Source organism: Nostoc sp. DedSLP04, from assembly GCF_034530775.1.
Lineage (GTDB): Bacteria > Cyanobacteriota > Cyanobacteriia > Cyanobacteriales > Nostocaceae > Nostoc.
Map to the genome: position 1 here is coordinate 24,593 of NZ_JAVRCL010000069.1, position 19,284 is coordinate 43,876.

Here is a 19,284-nt window from a genome sequence, read left to right on the forward strand (position 1 = left end):
TTCATATATCACCATTGTTGCTATAAACGCCAGTTATCTAGCTTTAGTGAATAATTTAAATCTTGAATTCTTTGATAATGAGATAAATTACCCGTAACTAAAGTTAGATTATGACTGATGGCAATTGCAGCAATCATACAATCAGGATAACCAATTCTTTTTCCGGTTGTCTCTAAATCAGCGTAAATTTTCCCTGCTAATACAGCTTCTGTCAAGTCAAAGGATAATATTTCCTGTGAAGCCAGTATAGTTAAAAATTGCTGAAGACGTTTTTCTTGCTTACGTTTTTGCCAACCTTCTACAATTTCCATGACCGTAATTGCAGAAATTGTATATTTATTAAATTGGCTTAAGTAACTATTGGCTTTGAAAATAATACGAGGATTTACTCGTTTAATAATTTCTGAAAGAATATCCGTATCAAGTAGAGATTTTTCTACTTCATTCATCTGTTCCAGTATATCCTCTTTTTTCCATCGCCTCAGCAACAATTTCATCAACAATTTCTGGAACATCAGCATATAATCCCATTAAAGGATCGTTTTTCTCCTGGACTTCTGCTAAACGTTCAATTACATGACTAATCAATTCTGATAGAGTTGATTGATTGACTATTGCCAGAGTTTTTGCTCGTTCAAAGGTGAGTCTGTCTAGTTCAAGTTCTATTTTTTCCATTATGGTTTTAAACTCTGTTTAGTGATTAATTTAAGTCTAATAGGTTTTTTGGATATTTTCAGTTTGGTTATTCAACAAAATAGCTATCAATTAACGTTATTTGCTAAGATTTGATTAGGCTTTTGCTTTCGTATATCTTTGATGACTCTCGACTTTCCCGACTCTCTGATTCTTGATACAGCGCTTTCAGTTTCTGGATTAACTGACTATATCCGTTTGCTGTTAGAGCAAGATGAACAATTGCGGCAAGTTTGGGTAACTGGCGAAGTTTCCAGTGCTAACAACCATCGCAGTGGGTTGTTTTTTACGCTGCAAGATCCCGATCGCACTGCCGGAATTAAGTGTGTAGTATGGAATAGCCAATTGCCAAAACTCGCCCAAATGCCTATTCCTGGCGAACAGATAATCATTTTGGGCAGTATTCGCGTCTATCCGCAACGGGGAGAGTATCAGTTATCAGTTTGGCAAACTCTACCTGTTGGTGTTGGTTTACAGGCACTGCGCTATCAACAACTCAAAAATCGCTTGCTGGCTGAGGGATTATTCGACGCGCAAAGAAAGCGATCGCTCCCCATTCATCCCCAAACGATCGCTGTCGTCACTTCACCAACGGCTGCTGCTTGGGGTGATATTCAAAAAACCTTGAAGCAAAGGTATCCAGGTTTACACGTTTTATTTTCTCCCGCGACCGTACAAGGTGAGCAAGCACCAGAATCTATTGTCAAAGCAATTGAGCGTGTGGAAAGAGATGGACGCGCCGAAGTGCTAATTTTGTCGCGGGGTGGTGGCGCGGTGGAAGAATTAGCTTGCTTTAATGATGAACGAGTGGTGCGATCGCTTGCTAGTTGTTCTATTCCTGTAATTACAGGGATCGGACATCAACGAGATGAATCTTTAGCAGATTTAGTTGCAGATGTATGTGTGCATACACCGACTGCGGCAGCGGAAATGGTTGTACCAGCACTTTCAGAGTTATATACTGAGCATCGGCAGCGAGTTGTCGCTTTACATGAGGCGGTGCATGACTTTAAAGAAAATGCTGAGAATAAACTGCAAGTATTACGTAATCGTTTGCGACGTTTGCGCTTAGATCGGCAAGTGCAGCAGGAAGTGGAAAAGCTTGCTTGGAAACGTCAGCATTTGGTGCAAATTACCACGGGGCGATCGCAGCAAGCAACGCAGCATCTAGAATTATTACGGCAAAAGTTGGCTAGTCTTGACCCGAAAGCGGTGTTGCAGCGTGGTTATGCGGTGGTGAGAAGCGAAGATGGAGCGATCGCTCGTTCGGCAGCAGAGTTGGCTGTGGGGCAAGAGTTAATGATTCAATTGGGGCAAGGTGAGGTTAAAGTGAAGGTTATGGAAGTGAACGAACCGCAGAGGCGCAGAGGACGCAGAGAGATTAATGGTTAAACGTAAGGGTGCTTCTAGTTCTGAGGAAGGTTGGAATTATGAGGCGAAGGTTGCTGAGATAGAGGGAATTATTACTCGCATTGAGGCGGGTGAATTGGAATTGGAAGCTGTGTTTGACCAATTTGCAACTGCTGTGGAGTATTTGCGTCAGTGCGAAGGTTTTTTGCAGCAGCGACAACAGCAGGTAGATTTGTTGATTGAAACATTAAGCCAAGAGTAGATGCCGGAGACTCCAGTTTGAGTCTAGGCTAGTAGTGTGAATATAGAAGTTTGCTTTTTAAGTCAGGACTCAAAATCTCAAATATAAAGCAATACAGTTCAGATAAGCCCAAAACACTTGTAGAGACGGCGATTTATCGCGTCTCGAAAACCAAAAATTGTTGCCACTAGCCCTTAACTGAACCGTATTGAGATATAAAGAGTTTCTGCCTCCTTGAAGCCAGAATTCTAATGAGGAGTTGGATAAACAGAGAATGACTGATAAAATCATTGATTTGACAAACTGCGATCGCGAACCGATCCACATTCCCAGTTTGATCCAGCCTCACGGGGTTTTACTGGTTTTGCAAGATCCCACGCTGGAAATCGTTCAGGTGAGCAGTAATACTCAGCAAGTTATTGGTCGTCAACCTGATGAATTGCTGGGCAAGTCGCTATCAGATTTACTCAATGTCAAGCAGATTAAACTAATTCAACAATGTCTGGCAGAGGATTTTGAGAGCGTTAATCCCCTAAATATAATCATCAAACATCAAAATAAATCAATTCCTTTTGATGGTATTGTCCATCGTTTAAATACTATTATTATTTTGGAATTAGAGCTGAAAAAAGCGAAGGAAAAACTAGGCTTTTTTGACTTTTATCAACAGGTAAGAGGAACCATTACCCGCATTCAAAAAGCACCAACGTTGCTAGAAATGTGCCAGATTGTGGTGACAGAAGTTCGGCGAATCACTAGCTTCGATCGCGTTATGGTCTATCGATTCGATCGCGAAGGAGCAGGCAGGGTGATCGCTGAAGATACCAATCAGGAAATGCCCTATTTGGATTTACACTATCCGCCCTCTGACATTCCCAAGCAAGCCCGACAGCTATACACCTTAAACTGGCTGCGGCTAATTCCAGATGCTAGCTACCAGCCTGTCACCTTAATTCCAGCGAACAATCCTTTAACAAATCAACCGCTCGATCTCAGTTTATCTATATTGCGGAGTGTTTCTCCAATTCATCTAGAGTACCTGCAAAATATGGGCGTGACTGCCTCTATGTCTATTTCTCTGATGCACGAGCAAAAGCTTTGGGGATTGATTGCCTGTCACCATTCGTCACCCAAATATATTTCTTACAATATCCGCACCATCTGCGAGTTCATTGGACAGGTGATGTCTGTGGAACTGGCAAATAAAGAAGCAAGTGAAGATATTGATTACAAAAGTCAATTAAAGTCATTACAAACTCAATTTGTCGAAGGCTTGTCTCAGGCTGAGTATTTCCTGGATGGTATGGTGCAAATGAAATCTCAATTACTCAATCTGATCGGCGCCACAGGAGCGGTGATATGTAATGGCAACCAGTATATTCAAGTGGGTAAAACGCCATCGCAGTCAGAGGTTCACGCCTTACTTGATTGGATTAAACCTCAACTGCATCATAACTTGTTTGAGACGCGATCGCTGACGAAAAATTACCCTGCCGCCTCCTTCTTTAAAGCGATCGCTAGTGGCGTGTTAGCTCTGGAAATTTCCAAAGTTCACCACAATTATATTCTCTGGTTTCGTCCAGAGGTGATTCAAACGGTGAATTGGGGCGGCAACCCCAACAAGCCTGTGGAAGTTTTCTCAGATGGCAGTTTAAGAATGTCTCCTCGCAAATCCTTTGAATTATGGCAAGAAACGGTGCAAGGAGCTGCCCTACCCTGGAAACCCTGTGAAATTGAGGTGGTTACTGAACTGCGAAGCCTGATTGTGGGCGTTGTGTTACAGCAGGCAGACAAACTGGCATCGATGAATTTTGAGTTACAACGGAGTAACGAAGAACTTGATTCTTTTGCCTACGTTGCTTCCCATGACCTCAAAGAACCGCTGCGGGGCATTCACAACTACGCTAACTTCTTAATGGAAGATTATGCAGATGTACTAGATAATGATGGAATTGCCAAACTGCAAACCTTGGTGCGGCTGACGCAGCGAATGGAAGACCTGATCAATTCCCTCCTCCATTTCTCGCGGTTGGGACGCGCCGAACTGGTCAGGCAATCAGTGAATCTGCATGAGTTAGTGCCTCAGGTAATCGCCATTTTGACCATTTCCCGACCGCAGAGCGAAGTTGAGTTTCGCATTCCTCAACCCCTGAAGAGCGTTCAAGCCGATCGCGCTCAGATTAATGAACTGTTCAGCAACCTGATTAGCAACGCTATTAAGTACAATGATAAACCTGAGAAATGGGTCGAAATAGGTTTTATTGAAGGCAATGGGGAAAGCAAAGTTGCTTCTAATTCTGTAACTTTTTACGTTCGTGATAACGGTATTGGCATCCCCCAAGAACATCTCGACAAAATCTTTCAAATCTTCCGCCGCTTACATGGACGGGATGACTTTGGCGGTGGGACTGGCGTAGGGTTAACCATTGCCCGTAAAATTGTGGAACGTCATGGTGGTAGAATTTGGGTGGAATCTACCCCAACTCTTGGTAGTACCTTTTACTTTACCCTGTCGGCGGAGGCAAATACATGACTCAAATTTCAGCCTCCCCGATCCCGGAAAAACCACTACTTTTAATTGTCGAGGATAGCAATGAAGACTTTGAGACACTGCAAAGATTTCTAGGGCGTTCTACCATTGCGATCGCTATTCAGAGGTGTGTGAATGGAGAACAAGCCTTGGCGTTTCTTTATCGCACTGGTAGCTATGTGGAGCGCAAAAGTGCGCCCCGACCCGGCTTGATTATGCTTGACTTGAACCTACCCGGAACCGATGGACGAGAAGTGTTACGCCGGATTAAACATGATGATAACTTGAAGATGATTCCAGTGGTGGTGTTTACTACCTCTAATAATCCCAAAGATATTGAAGTATGTTATCAATATGGTGTCAACAGCTACATCGTTAAACCAATCAATTTTGCTCAACTGAAAAGAGATATTCAGATGCTTGTGGAATATTGGTTTGAAGTGACGACGCTGCCTGATTATCCCAAGGATTAGTCCTAAGTCAGAGATCGCGCATTGTCTTAATTGTTGATGATTGCCAGAAGATTGAGAACTCTATTTGCGGTATTTACTGCGTGACCAAGATTATTCCCATAGCATTTTAGCTCGACTTTATCCACGATTAAGAACTCGGTTTTCTGTATCCGGCAAAAACCCTAACTTTTGAGCAAATAGTTTTTCCAGATTACAGATTAGACCTCTTGCAAAAGTCCCTAACACCCCACCCCCAACCCCTCCCCGCTCTTCGGGAGGGGAGACAAAGCGTAGCTTTGGCGGGGTGGGGTTCTTTCTTATTTTTGATTTATGCAAGAGGTCTATTATCGATGAAGTTAAAAAGTAAAACTACTGTCCCATAAGGGTTGCATTCAAAAATACAGCATTTTGCGATCGCACCTCAGAATGTGGATTATATCTTATATAGGACTCCTATTTGATTTTTGAACAAGACTCAGCACGGTATCCTTTCTTTCCTATTCCCTATTCCCTGTTCCCTGCCCACGCAAGTAAATTCTCCGAATCAAACCGGATTCCTATATATATTACTTATTGAGTATATTTGCAATTGTGATAATGGCGATCGCATTCAGTTTATATATGTCCTGCCATTGGTCTAATATTATGCTGAGTAAAAAATTTATTATTCAGACTGCAAAGTTTAGGGAACTGAGAGAAAGAGGGTTTTAAGACTTTTACATAGATGCAGTCCGACAATAATAACTAAGGGACTTCCAAGAAATAAATTATCCAAATAAACGTAGACGCATACTCCTACAAAGAAGCAAGCTAGCAAGAGCGTCTCCAAGAGTTGCGCCTACTCTACGAGAACGCCAAAGGCGAAGCCGCAGGCTACCACTCCAGACACAGAGAACACAGAAAAAGGAGAAATAAAGAGGGTTTTTTCGTCAGGTTTGGGAAATTTTTTTATTTAGAAATCCCTAATGAATCAGATATAGCAACCGAATTTAAACACGAGAATATTAGAAGATTAAAATTTCCTAATTATAAGCTTTACAGCGATTTTATTTCTCCCAAATGATTTAGGATTGCTATTACGATCTTCATAGAAAATTTGTATTATTGAATGAATATTTATAGATTATTCTGTGGCAAAAGTGATATAAATTTTATAAGTAAGTTAAGAACTAATTTATACATTAAAACTATCAAATAAATTAACGCAAAGCAGATGTAAAGAGCGAATCAATAAATCTATAAAATATGTTAAAATCCTGGTATAATCAGGGTTTTAGCATATTTTGAAAAATGTCAATTTTCTATGCCAACCTGCTGAATGTGGGTTAACATCTACTTGATTAATTAATTCACAATGTCTCAGCAACAGCGCGCTCTCTTAATTGTCGATGATTCCCCAGAAGATCGAGAACTCTATCGGCGGTATTTACTGCGCGATCGCGAATATTCTTACACTATCCTAGAAGCAACGCTGGGACAACAGGGGCTAGAACTTTGGCAGCAACATCAGCCCGATGTAGTATTGCTTGATTATCGATTGCCCGACCTAGACGGACTGGAATTTCTGGCACAATTGCAACCCTCGTCGAGCCAACAGCCTTGCCTACCCGTGATTGTCGTCACTGGACAGGGCAATGAGGCGATCGCAGTTAAGGCAATCAAAGCGGGCGCACAAGATTATCTTGTCAAAGAGCAAATTACCCCAGAAGGGCTGCAAATAGCGGTCAATGGGGCAATTGAAACAGTGCAGCTACGCACCCAACTACAACAGCGGATTGAACGAGAGCGTGTAGTCTCACATATTACCCAGAAAATTCACCAATCGCTAAATCTGGATGAAATTCTTCAGACAACTGTAGCCGAAGTGCGAGAATTTCTGCACACCGATCGCGTCTTGGTTTTTCAGTTAAACCCTGATGGTAATGGGACAGTAGTAGCAGAATCGGTTGGGGAAAAGTGGCGATCGCTGCTTGACTCTACTATGTACGATCCCTGCCTCGCAAAGAACTACCTTGCATGGAATCCATTGGAAACTGTCAGCTACGATACCGTCTTTGTCGAGAATTATATCCAACGCTATCGTCAGGGTTACGTAACGGCAATATTTGATATTCAGCATAGCAGTATCGATCCCTGCCACGTTGAATTGTTGGCTCAGTTTCAAGTGAAAGCTAATCTGGTCGTGCCGATTATTTACGATGACCACTTTTGGGGGTTGCTAATTGCTCATAACTGTGCAAATCCTCGAAAGTGGCAACCCTTAGAGATCGACTTGCTCAAAGAACTGGCGATTCAAGTTGGCATTGCAATTCGCCAAGCGGAACTCTATCAGCAGGCACAAAATGAACTGACCGAGCGCAGACGGGTAGAAGCAGAATTACGGGAGAGTGAAGAACAGCTGCGATTAGCACTATCAGCCTCGCGGATGGGAACGTGGAACTGGAACATCCAAACGGGAAAAATTTCTTGGTCGGATAACCTGGAAGCCTTGTTTGGAATGGAACCAGCAGAATTTGACGGTTCATTCGAAATGTTTGCCGCGCGAGTCCACCCTCAAGATCGCGATCGCGTGCTGACAGCCGTCGAGCTTGCTGTCGCCACCGGAGAAGACTATGACATTGAATTTCGGGTAGTGTATTCCAACGGTAAAATTCGCTGGGCATTAAGCCAGGGTAAGGTGCTCTACGACCAACAGGGGCAACCAATTCAGATGGCCGGTATCGATTTAGATATCACCGAACGCAAACAGTCAGCCGAAACTCTGCGCGAGAGTGAGGAACGTTTTCGGCAGCTTGCAGAAAATATTGATGCGGTGTTCTGGATCAAAGAAGTGTCGTAAAATCGAGTCAGCTATGTTAGTCCTGCATATAAACGACTGTGGGGATTGAACCCGCAAGAATTGTATCAAGAACAACAAATATGGATCGATCGCATCCATCCAGAGGATCGAGAATCTACAGACAGAGCGTTTCATGAAAAAGCTGTCGCCGGGAAATTTGATCAGGAATATCGGATTATTTTACCCAATGGTAATATTCGCTGGGTTCACGATCGCTGCTTTCCCCTGCGAGATGAAACAGGAGAGATTTATCGGTTTGCCGGGATTGCCGAAGACATCAGCGATCGCAAACAGGCAGAGCAAGCTTTGCGAAACAGTGAAGAACGCCTGCAAATGGCACTGGAAGGTTCTGGTGGCGGTCTATGGGATTGGAACATTATTACTAATGAAGATTATTTAAGTTCCAGATGGCTGGAAATGCTCGGATATGAAAAAGGAGAGTTACCGGATGACTTTAGCAGTTGGCAGCGACTAATTCATCCTGACGATAAAGTTTGGGTGATGGAACGGTTGAATGCCCATCTTCAGGACGATTCGGTGTCTTACAAATTTGAATATCGGATCTTAACCAAGTCTGGGGAGTGGAAATGGATTGCCAACCACGGAAAAGTGGTTTTGCGCGATCGACAAGGCAATCCCCTGCGAATGGCAGGCATCCATCATGATGTCACAGATCGCAAACAGGCAGAGCTTGCTTTGCGCCAGAGTGAAGAATTTAAGAACCGCATTTTAGAAAGCAGTACTGACTGCATCAAGGTATTAAGCCTCGATGGGCGGCTGCTGTACATGAATACAGGTGGACTGTGTTTAATGGAAATTGATAACTTAAATTCCTATCTGAATACTGAATGGCTCTGTTTCTGGGAAGGCAGTTATCGGCAGCAGGCAGAGGAGGCACTTGCTGCCGCTAAAACAGGCGAAGTCAGCATTTTTCGCGGATACTGCCCAACTGCAAAAGGCACTCCGAAATGGTGGGAAGTGGTCGTTAGCCCGATCTTGGATGGCTCTGGGCAGCTGGAACGAATCTTGTTGATTTCACGAGACATTACCGATCGCAAAAAGATAGAACTCCTGTTGCAGGAGAGCGAAGCCCGGTTGAAATTGGCGTACAAAGCTACGCAATCGGGATTATGGGACTGGGACATTATCCGCAACAGAGCTCATGTATCTGAAGAGTATATCAATCTGTTTGGGCTTGACCCAACCACAAAGGAAATCACCTATGAACTGTGGTTAAGTATCTTGCACCCAGACGATCGCACCTCAGCCAATGAAACGGTGACTAACACTATCCAGCAACAGCAAGAACACTATGAAGATGATTTCCGCATTATACATCCTGATGGCATTCGCTGGTTAGCGGCTAGAGGTCAGGTTTTCTATGATGTTGCGGGCAATGCGGTACGGATGGTAGGCAACGTCCGAGATATCACCGCTCGCAAACAAGCTGAAATCGAACGCGATCGCCTATTTCAACTAGAACAAGCAGCCAGAGCCGAAGCCGAACGCGCTAATCGAATCAAAGATGAGTTTCTGGCTATTCTCTCCCATGAATTGCGATCGCCTCTCAACCCGATTCTCGGCTGGACAAAACTGCTGCAAACCCGCAAATTTAGTGAAAAGAAAACGGCTGAAGCTTTAGCCACCATCGAACGCAACGCCAAACTACAAACTCAACTGATTGATGACTTGCTTGATGTAGCCAAGATTCTCCGGGGCAAACTCAGCATCGATGCAGCTCCTGTAAATTTGGCATTTGTGATTGAATCTGCGCTCGACACAGTAAATACAGCAGCCCTTTCCAAATCAATTGTGTTGCATTCAGTACTGCCGAATATTGGGCAAGTCTCTGGAGATTCCAACCGCCTTCAACAAATCGTTTGGAATTTACTTTCCAACGCGATCAAGTTTACCCCCAAAGGCGGACGGGTAGAAACCAGATTAGAGCGAGTTGACGATCGGGTACAGATTATCGTCAGTGACACTGGCAAGGGTATTAACCCAGATTTTCTCCCGTATATTTTTGAATCATTCCGTCAAGAAGATGTCTCAATTACTCGCAAGTATGGCGGGTTGGGATTGGGATTAGCGATCGTCCGGCAGTTGGTTGAGGCGCACGGCGGCACCATCACGGCTGATAGTCCAGGTGTTGGCTTGGGAGCCACCTTTAGAGTCCAATTGCCACTGCTGAATGTTGAACCGGAAATCAAGCAGACAGATGAGTTGCCACAACCAGCACTCGAACTCACCGGGATTCGAGTCCTCACAGTTGATGATGACCCCGATGCCCGTGAGCTAATAACAGTATTGCTTGCTGAATACGGCGCGCAAGTCCTGACTGTTGCCTCTGCGACAGAGGTTTTAGCAAACTTAGAATCCTTTCAACCCGATGTTTTAGTCAGTGATATTGGAATGCCCGAAGTCGATGGCTATTCTCTGATTCAACAAATCCGCGCTTTAACTCCCGAAAAAGGGGGAAAGATTCCCGCGATCGCTTTGACTGCTTATGCTAGAGTTGAAGACTATCAACTAGTGATAAGCAGTGGCTATCAACTGCACGTTACCAAGCCCCTCGATCCAGAAGAGTTAGTTCAAGCTGTGGTAGTACTTGCACGCAGTAAACAAAACCATCCCATTTCTCAAAATGATTCGGTTTAACCTTCAATCAACACCTGTGTTTGGATTGACCTTTAAAAGTACTTCTCGAATAATGGCGGAAGACTCCTTGGCAGAGAGTGCCTCCTCTTTGAATCGTGCCGCCAAGGTTTGATTGCGAACCTCCATCCTTGAAGCCATACGATGTGATAAAGAAGCTTTCTCTTCCAATGCCCTCAAAGCGATCCATAGTGCATCTTCCACCTTATCATACTGCGTGGCCAGCAAAGTTTCTGCTGAATAAGCATGACCCGTGCGGCAGCGGAAGCGCAACAAATTTCCCTCTTCGAGTTCCCAGAGGATACCGCCGCAGTCAGGACAGCCAAAGGTTGATGGTTTACCAGGTCGATTGCTTTCGTTTTCTACTGCTTCCAAATTCAATTGCACTATTTCAGTTTCAAACTCTATCTCGCTAGGTACTGGGTTTTCCGGTTGTACTTTCATTGGTGTATTAACTAGAGCTACTAAAGTAGAAGGAATATCTGAAAGTGGCAGAATATGGTCAATATCCTCTACGTTCTCGATCGCATTACGTGGCATATCAGGATACAAAGCATCGTCAGGATTTTGGACAATTGCCACACCGCGCCGCATTTTTACAGCCATTAGTCCCGCCGTGCCGTCGTCAAGCAGACCTGTTAGTAGCACAGCAATCACTCGCTGCCCATAAGTTCGCGCTGCACTGCGAAACAATGGATCGATAGCAGGACGACAACGGTTTTCTTTTGCACCCCGCGTCAAACGCAAATATCCTTTTTCTACCAGTAAATGGTAGTCAGGCAAAGCGACATAAATCGAACCACGAACAATAGCTTCGCCGTCCTGAGCGTGAGACACTGGCAAGTTGCCAGCACGACTTAATATTTCTGGCAGAAAACTCTTGCTGTGACTGGATACATGAAGGACTATAATTACAGCAGCATTGAGATCGGGCGGCAAATGCTTGACTAGATAAGTCAGCGCCTCAACTCCACCTGCTGATGTTCCAACGACGATAATATTCTGTTCAAGCATTAATGTAACAATTTGACTAGTATAGCAGCGTGGGCAACAAAAGCACATATACCGCCAGTCTTAACATTAACGCAGCCAAAGAATTTGCTCACCTAGCTTTGAGAGGATTATATTCTTTTTTGAGGAATAGGATTTTAGCTCGACTTTATCCAAAATTAAGAACTCGGCTTTCCTTATCCGGCAAAAACCCTGGCTTTTTGGCAAATACTTTTTCCATGTCACTGATTTCCGGTCAAGTCCAAAAACTAAAACTATCGTCCCTCAATGGTTTCAGTGTCAGGTTTTGGGTTTCATAAAAATGGATAAAGTCGAGTTAAGAATCCTTGATTTTTTTAGTTGAACAAAGTTAAACCAACCTATAAATATTTAATTTTTTCAGAATAATAAAAGAGCGCTAACTGGGTACTCAGAAATGCTTTGATTATTTGGGCTTTGGCTAGTTGTCTAGTGGGGAGATTGGTGATTTTAAATTGTATAACTTGAATAGCTGACTTTTCACGTTATGTGGAAAAGCGCACGAAAAACCTAACCCTCTAACCCCCTTCCCGATGCTCTAAGGGTTGAAAATTCAAAGTCTCTCTCCTTTTAGGAGAGAGATTTAGAGAGAGGTTTTCCAGATACCGTGAAAAATCAGCTTAAATAGACGCGATCGCATTTCTAAAAAAATATAAACATTAATAATCCTTAATAGTTAATACTATTAAGGATTGTTAACATGAGCAAAAACTGCTCACAAACCTGATTTTTCCTTAAAAATCATCGAGAAACTGACTAAGGCGACTGATTACGGGGTCAACCTCTTGAGGAGGGGTAGCAACAGTATAAGAAGTATTATTTACTACTTCTAATTGAGTTGGAGACGGAATGAACGAGCGATCGTTGACGATGAGCGCCAGTTGTGCAACTTGTTGAGAAAGTTGCAGTAGATGATGTTCCATCGCCTCCAAACGATTAGATCCCTTGGCAAAAAAACGTTCCTCAAGTCCAGCCACTTGACGTTGCAGTTCACCGATTTGTTGATCGATCGGTGTATTTACTGCCGTTTGTGGAGCAGGTTGTACAGTTTCCGGTACACATAAAGATTGCCACAAGGCTTCTTTACAGAGATCGCTGAAAGTCTTGTCTGGTTGTTTTTCCAAATAACTTTCTACTTGCGCTAACAAGCTTTCATCAGCAAGCTCTGGGTTGAACGTGACGGATTTAACTACCTTTTTTGACCATTGGAACATCAGCTTTATGCCCTAGCAGCGCGATTGGAGGATAATTGTGCCTCTCCATAAATATACTGCCCCAAAGCATTCGCCTGACGGGAAGGTGCTGCTAAATGAGCATTAATCTTTGCTTCTTTGAGCAGACGTTGAACGTCGTCCCAGAAGAACTCACCACCGCCGCCAGTAAGAATCACATCGGTGACGCGTTCTGGCAACCAGGCTAGCACACGGCTACAAATTTCGCGCGAAAACATCTCTGTGAGGTTGGGAAGAAAATCATCTAGGTTGGTGGGCTTGCTAGCGCCTTTAGGACGGTAAAAGCGTTCACCTCTGGGTTTGTTGACAGCGGAAATCAACGCTAGAGATTGACTATCTGCTCCCTCGATTTCGGCGGACACCAATTCATAAAACTTATTCATCCCGAAGTCTTCGCTCTTAGAAGCACCTCTGGCAAAACGGAAGTTATCTACCATCAAAAGATCCACGGTTTGATGACCAATATCGACGATCGCCACCGATATTTTTGTAAAATCGGGACTACCAGGGTTTTTCTTGGGTTGAGCTTCAGACCATAACAGGCTGCCGTAGCCTTCTGGCATGACCCATACCTTACTGACGTTCAGCGACACAGATTCGCCTCGGAAGTTCAACACGTGAGGGCCACCTACTTGGCTAATCAATTGTGCTTTTTCTTTTTCAAATTGCTCTAAGGAAAGAAAAGGCAGACCAAGTACAACTGAGATATCGTCTCTGAGTTTGAAGTAGCCAGCACTTGCTAAAACTTTTACCAGTGCAGCTTCTACCTTAGATTGTCCGACTCCTAAATTCGCCCCAAAATCGGCTGCCAGTTGACCAACAGCATATCCATTTCCTTGATACTCCAGCCACAAATCCATTAAGGGGTCAGTAGCTCTGGCTTCAAAAACACCACCGCGTACTTGTTCGATTGACATCTGCTTGACGTTGGCAGGTACGAACACCACACTGCCTGGTTCGCGACTCACACAAGTTTTTGTGGAAGTTCTACCTAAATCAACACTGAGAATGGTTTTCCCAGAACCACCGGCTGGCTTGCTAGTGGGAGGATTATTATTAACAGCATTGATAGGAGTAGATGCTAACGGCTGCCTATTCATGGGTATAGCAGCAGCATTGATAGGGGTAGCGGCGGAAGGTTGGTCTGTCATGAAAGCTCCTAGTTCAAACTTAACTGTAAAAAGTTGTCATGCTCATCTTACAAAAATGCGAGCAACCAGAAATTCTAGGTTGCGTCAAGTGTAGCTAGAAATACGCCAAAAATTAATTCCGGCGATACCTCTGGTAAGCTCTGCCAACGCACATCTAGTATTATTTGGCATAGTGTAGGCGAATTTTGGCCAGATGTAACCCCTGCTTTCACTGCTTTCAAACCAAAAGCGTCCGTGTTTCATCTTCTAGTGCGTCTAGTGCGTCTTAACTGGCGCTTGAATATCCAGAAAACAAATGCTAGAACCAAACCACCAAGCACGATTTTAGATACAGGAGCAAGGTACTTGTCCACAAGTTCATACTGACTACCCAATATGTATCCTGAGTATGTTAACAAACCCACCCAAGCAGCGCTACCTAATGTTGTGTAAACCAAAAATGGTAGCAAAGGCATATTGCTAATACCTGCGGGAACAGAAATCAAGGTGCGGATTCCTGGCACAAGACGACCAATTAATACTGCTGTTCTACCTTGTCGGTCAAACCACTCTTTGGCTTTGGTAATATCTTTACTGGATATAGCCAGCCATTTGCCATACTTGTCAGCCCAAGCTTTCAAACGGATTTCACCCAAAAACTTACCCGGATAGTACCAAATAAGTGCGCCCAATACAGAACCCAAAAGTCCTGCGAAAAATACACCAATAATATTCAGCTTTGCCTCTCCTGGTTGATATGGACTTGCTGTAAATCCAGCTAGTGGCATAATCAATTCTGAAGGAATGGGGGGAAAAAGATTCTCTAAAAACATTAGTAAGGCGATTCCCCAATAGCCAAAATAGTTGATAGTATTAGTTATCCATTCAAGCATTGAGTTAATTCCTGAAATTGCTGGACTAGTCTTGTTGCTAAATTCAGCTTTAGCTTTTTTAAAGGGTAATTATTCTCGCTTGCTACAGTCAAGGGAATTGGGCTGCACTAAAAATTGCCATCATAACTGAAAAATAGAGTCAGACAAGTAGAAGCTAGGTGCCTGTTTCATTAATGTTGAGAGTTAGAAAAGTTCGTAAGTAGCTCTACCTTTGAGATTGAACGATTTATCGCTCACTACAAACCTCACAAAATTAATCAAACGAACTACTAGGTTTTGTTTTCTAATTTTTTAGATCCCCCTTAGCCTGCTTTTTTAAAGGGACTAGGAAGGATCTAAAGATTTGATGGCAAATTTAAAAACATATTCTAGGTTTTCTGCTGAAGTTGAGACTGTGGGGTAGCACCGGGAGAGAAGGGAGAAAATTTCACCTTGTCCCCCTCATCCCCCTCATCCCCTATTCTTCTAGACTGTGGGGGTCAAAGATTGTACCCTTGGTTCCGATTGCCAGTCTAAGGGATTCCAAACTCGATCTTCCAGCGCCATCTGCTCAATTAAACTTGCAAGTCTCAAGGCTTTAAGAGCTTGTTCGCCACCTACTGAAGGTTGATTGCCACCGTGTACGCAGTTGACAAAATGTTCTAATTCTGCACTTAGGGGTTGAATATTGCTGGTGTAGACTTTTTCAATTACACCGTCTTGCCTGTAAAGTACTTGTCGGTGGTCGGTGAGAGAATTGGCAGCTGTTTGTCGGTGAATCAAAATTTCATTCTTGAGAAAATCTGCCTCAGTAAATGAATTTTTGCAATGGGCGACAATTCGGCGAATTTTGCGGTGAGTGACTTTACTAGCAGTCAGAGTAGCAACAATACCATTGGCAAACCCCAAGGTGGCGGTTACGTAATCTAAATAACCAGAGTCTAGGGAGCGAGTACCACTAGCAGTCAATTTCGTGACTGGGGAAGCAGCTAATTCCAAAAGTAAGTCGATGTCATGGATCATTAAATCCAGCACAACTGAAACATCGTTTGCCCGATCTGAGTAAGGACTCATTCTGTGGGCTTCTAGCGCCAGCAATTCCTCTGTTTTTAGAACTTGGCTCAGTTCTTTAAAAGCTGGGTTAAAACGCTCAATATGACCTACTTGCAGGATACATCCAGACTCAGCTGCGGCATTTACTAAAGACTCTGCCTCAGAAATACTGGCTGCGATCGGTTTTTCAATCAAAACATGAATTCCCGCTAACAGACAGTTGATGCCCACGGCATAGTGCAGACGGGTGGGAACAGCTACACAAACTGCTTCCACAAGGGGTAGCAGATCGCAATAATCTTCAAAAAAACGCACCTTGTACTTGCTGGCAGTTTCTAATCCTCGCTCGACGTTAATATCTGCCACTCCGACTAGTTCAACATCTTTCATTGAACTCAGCACGCGAGCGTGGTGTTGTCCCATGTTACCCACTCCAATCACGCCTATGCGGATTGGTCGTGGCTGGTTGCGCTGTGTATATGGATTCGGTTCTGCCACTGACATGCTATTTTGCACTATTATTCTCTCCTCAACCACCAAATTTAGAGACGCTACGGCCGTTGGCGTTTATACTCGAAAGCCGGTTACGATCCGTCTAAAACCATCCAGATGGTAACATAGAGCCTATGTTTATGAAGAATTTCAAAGTTTGCGATCGGTTCCCGTAATCTAAATATCTTTTGTATAGATATTTCGAGTTTGCTTTGGAGTTTGTTCTTTCTCCAAAAATATATGTATTTTTATTAACTTTAAACGTTTCAGTACAAATTAAGTATAAATTCTCCTTGGCATCGCTTTCTGGCGTCTTGTTAAGGTTTGATGCGGTGATTTGAAATCCAAAATTTGCAACCGAGATGAAAGCTGTAATTTTGTTATCTGGGGGATTGGACTCTTCCACAATTCTGTACAAAGCTCAAGCTGATGGCTGTGAATGTCATGCTATTTCCTTTGATTACCAGCAGCGACATCGACGAGAGTTACAGTCAGCGTTCAGTGTCGCTCAAAAAGCTGCGATCGCAAAACATCAGGTAGTTAACTTTGACTTACGACAATGGGGCGGTTCGGCCCTTACCGATAATGCCATTGATTTACCCCAAGAGCGATCGCTGGATGAAATGTCTCAAAATATTCCTGTCACTTATGTTCCGGCTCGTAATACCATCTTTTTAAGCTTTGCTCTTAGTTACGCCGAAGCGATCGCCGCAGAGCGCGTCTATATCGGCGTTAATGCCCTCGATTACTCAGGATATCCTGATTGTCGCCCCGACTATATCCAAGCAATGCAGGAAGTTTTTCGCTTGGGAACTAAACAAGGGCGTGAGGGACAACCAATTAAGATTGTTGCACCCCTAATCAACCTGAAAAAAACCGAAATCATCCAACTGGGGAATCAATTGGGAGTTCCTTGGGAACTAACTTGGTCTTGCTATACAGGTGGAGATGTTGCCTGTGGTGTGTGTGATTCTTGTCGCTTACGGCTAGCAGCTTTTGCCGAATTGGGACTTGTCGATCCAGTGGCGTATGCACAGTAGAGGCATTGGACAATTCAATTTTAGATTTTGGATTGACAATTTTGGATTAAATTTCAATCTAAAATCCAAATTCTAAAATCTAAAATTCTTACTCCCCTGCCCCTCTGCTCCCCTGCTCCCCTGCTCCCCTGCCCCTCTGCCCCTCTTCCTCTAACCGTCGCAGTTGAATTTGATGCAGGCGTGGGCCAACAATTGATATCACGGTAAATTCGAGATTTTGATAACAAAAGATTTCGCCTTTGGCCGGAATTTTCTGTAACTCATACAGCAAAAAGCCCCCTAGTGTTTGGTATTCTCTGGTCAGGGGCAAATTGAGATGCAAAACTTCATTGAGGTCTTCAAGGTTGATTTGTGCTTGCACTAAAAATTTATGCTCATCTAACATCTGAATCAGCAAGTCGTCATTGCTCTCAGGTTCGCTGGGATCGCCAATAATTTCGGCAATCACATCTTTGATTGTCACTAGTCCCACAGTAGAGCCAAATTCATTCACTACCATCACCATAGCGGGTTTCTCTTGCTGCATCATGGGCAAAAGTTCACTCAAGGGCGTGTGTTCTGGAACAAACCGGGCGGGACGCATCCAAGGTTGGATCTGTGTCTCTAAACTGAGGTTTCCGACTGCCAAAGGTTGTGCCAAATCTTTAAAATAAACAATACCGCGAACATCGTCTAAAGATTCACCAATCACGGGATAGCGAGAGTAACCAGTAGAAGCCATTTCCCTGAGTAATGTCTGGAAGGTAGCATCTTTTGGCAGTGTGATAATACTGGTGCGCGGGATCATCACATCTTGCGCCATGACATCCCCAAACTCGAAGACATTATTGAGCAATTCTCGCTCTGCACGCTGTAAACCAGTAGACCCCCATTCTGTAGAGATAATCAGTTGTAATTCTTCGGGAGTTACAGGCGGTCGCCAGCCTTGGCCTGTGTATTGGATGCCAAAAATCCGTAATAAAAAACGAGTTGATTGGTTAAGAATCCAGATGAAGGGGCCAAAAAAACGCACGATCGCTTTTACCAAAGGCCCCAAAAACCTCGCTAGCTGTTCTGAGTACAGCATGGCTAAAGATTTGGGACATAGTTCTCCAATCACAATTTGCAAATAGGCAATTAAGAAAAAGGCGATAGGAATTGATAGGGAATGGGCGAGGAAGGTAGTCATCCCACTGGGTAAAGGCCAGGATCTCAACCAGGCCTTCACCAGCACAACAATCGTACTTTCGCCAATCCATCCCAGTGCCAAACTAGAGAGGGTAATGCCTAACTGGGTGGTAGATAGCAGTCGGTCAATACTGCGTTGTAACATTTCTACAGCGATCGCGGGAATATCCCCAGCCTTAACTAGCTGGTGAATACGCGATCGCCGCACGCTCACCATCGAAAACTCCGCCGTTACAAAAAAGGCATTTATGGCAATCAGTAGTAACACTGACAACAACCGCAGCGCCACTTCTATCAAACTTAAATTAGGAAAACCACTCACCGCCAAAGCTCGTGTAAAACTCACGCCCTCCATTTAGGGGGACTGGGTATTGGGTATTGGGTATTGGGTATTGGGTATTGGGTATTGGGTATTAGGTAATGAAAAAGTATTCCTAAATATTTATTTCCTATTACCCAGTCCCCAGTCCCCAGTCCCCAGTCCCCAGTCCCCAGTCCCCAGTCCCCAG

At 43.8% G+C, this 19,284-nt stretch carries 14 protein-coding genes and 1 pseudogene; 7 read left to right on the top strand and 8 right to left on the bottom strand.

From position 1 onward, the window contains the following. Nucleotides 1-20 precede the first annotated feature (20 nt). Together RMX89_RS28985 and RMX89_RS28990 are read right to left on the bottom strand one after the other, a co-directional pair. Nucleotides 21-449: a type II toxin-antitoxin system VapC family toxin gene (locus RMX89_RS28985; protein WP_322691360.1), complete on the bottom strand. Its 429-nt coding sequence runs from the start codon at nucleotides 447-449 to the stop codon at nucleotides 21-23. After that, nucleotides 442-675: a hypothetical protein gene (locus RMX89_RS28990; protein ID WP_229469801.1), complete on the bottom strand. Its 234-nt coding sequence runs from the start codon at nucleotides 673-675 to the stop codon at nucleotides 442-444. The genes RMX89_RS28985 and RMX89_RS28990 overlap by 8 nt, the downstream gene beginning before the upstream one ends. A gap of 141 nt (nucleotides 676-816) precedes the next feature. On the opposite strand from RMX89_RS28990, the gene xseA reads away from it, so the two are divergent. The 6 genes and pseudogenes from xseA to RMX89_RS34615 all read left to right on the top strand — a co-directional run. After that, nucleotides 817-2,085, top strand: a complete 1,269-nt coding sequence (gene xseA, locus RMX89_RS28995) for an exodeoxyribonuclease VII large subunit (protein ID WP_322691361.1) — start codon at nucleotides 817-819, stop codon at nucleotides 2,083-2,085. Then, nucleotides 2,078-2,305 carry an exodeoxyribonuclease VII small subunit gene (gene xseB / locus RMX89_RS29000; RefSeq protein ID WP_099102361.1) on the top strand — a complete coding sequence of 76 codons (228 nt, stop codon included), beginning with the start codon at nucleotides 2,078-2,080 and terminating at the stop codon, nucleotides 2,303-2,305. The genes xseA and xseB overlap by 8 nt, the downstream gene beginning before the upstream one ends. Before the next feature lie 253 nt (nucleotides 2,306-2,558). Next, complete coding sequence (locus RMX89_RS29005) at nucleotides 2,559-4,817, top strand: ATP-binding protein (RefSeq protein WP_322691362.1); 2,259 nt, start codon at nucleotides 2,559-2,561, stop codon at nucleotides 4,815-4,817. After that, nucleotides 4,814-5,287, top strand: a complete 474-nt coding sequence (locus RMX89_RS29010; RefSeq protein WP_322685072.1) for a response regulator — start codon at nucleotides 4,814-4,816, stop codon at nucleotides 5,285-5,287. The genes RMX89_RS29005 and RMX89_RS29010 overlap by 4 nt, the downstream gene beginning before the upstream one ends. 1,333 nt (nucleotides 5,288-6,620) lie before the next feature. Continuing rightward, a complete protein-coding gene (locus RMX89_RS29015; protein ID WP_322691363.1) occupies nucleotides 6,621-8,105 on the top strand; it encodes a response regulator in 1,485 nt (494 codons plus the stop codon). Nucleotides 8,106-8,120: 15 nt separating this feature from the next. After that, nucleotides 8,121-10,763: pseudogene (locus RMX89_RS34615) on the top strand (PAS domain-containing protein); the annotation flags it as partial. Nucleotides 10,764-10,766: 3 nt separating this feature from the next. Here the strand turns inward: RMX89_RS34615 and RMX89_RS29030 are convergent. From RMX89_RS29030 to RMX89_RS29050, 5 genes are all read right to left on the bottom strand, one after another. Further along, nucleotides 10,767-11,774, bottom strand: coding sequence for a chemotaxis protein CheB (locus RMX89_RS29030; protein WP_322673705.1), 1,008 nt, complete (start codon nucleotides 11,772-11,774; stop codon nucleotides 10,767-10,769). A gap of 749 nt (nucleotides 11,775-12,523) precedes the next feature. Then, nucleotides 12,524-13,003, bottom strand: a complete 480-nt coding sequence (locus RMX89_RS29035) for a plasmid segregation centromere-binding protein ParR (RefSeq protein WP_322673704.1) — start codon at nucleotides 13,001-13,003, stop codon at nucleotides 12,524-12,526. Nucleotides 13,004-13,008: 5 nt separating this feature from the next. Beyond that, nucleotides 13,009-14,172: a ParM/StbA family protein gene (locus tag RMX89_RS29040; protein WP_322673703.1), complete on the bottom strand. Its 1,164-nt coding sequence runs from the start codon at nucleotides 14,170-14,172 to the stop codon at nucleotides 13,009-13,011. Nucleotides 14,173-14,411: 239 nt separating this feature from the next. After that, the gene (locus tag RMX89_RS29045; protein ID WP_322673702.1) at nucleotides 14,412-15,044 is read right to left on the bottom strand and encodes a DedA family protein; all 633 of its coding nucleotides are present in this window, start codon (nucleotides 15,042-15,044) and stop codon (nucleotides 14,412-14,414) included. Between the two features lie 465 nt (nucleotides 15,045-15,509). Further along, nucleotides 15,510-16,592: a Gfo/Idh/MocA family protein gene (locus RMX89_RS29050; protein ID WP_099102323.1), complete on the bottom strand. Its 1,083-nt coding sequence runs from the start codon at nucleotides 16,590-16,592 to the stop codon at nucleotides 15,510-15,512. A 338-nt stretch (nucleotides 16,593-16,930) separates the two neighbouring features. Between RMX89_RS29050 and queC the strand changes: the two genes are divergently transcribed. Then, the gene (queC, locus tag RMX89_RS29055) at nucleotides 16,931-17,608 is read left to right on the top strand and encodes a 7-cyano-7-deazaguanine synthase QueC (RefSeq protein WP_322685069.1); all 678 of its coding nucleotides are present in this window, start codon (nucleotides 16,931-16,933) and stop codon (nucleotides 17,606-17,608) included. An 88-nt stretch (nucleotides 17,609-17,696) separates the two neighbouring features. Here queC and RMX89_RS29060 read toward each other — a convergent pair whose 3' ends face one another. Then, nucleotides 17,697-19,130: a hemolysin family protein gene (locus RMX89_RS29060; protein WP_322691364.1), complete on the bottom strand. Its 1,434-nt coding sequence runs from the start codon at nucleotides 19,128-19,130 to the stop codon at nucleotides 17,697-17,699. Between the last annotated feature and the right edge of the window lie 154 nt (nucleotides 19,131-19,284).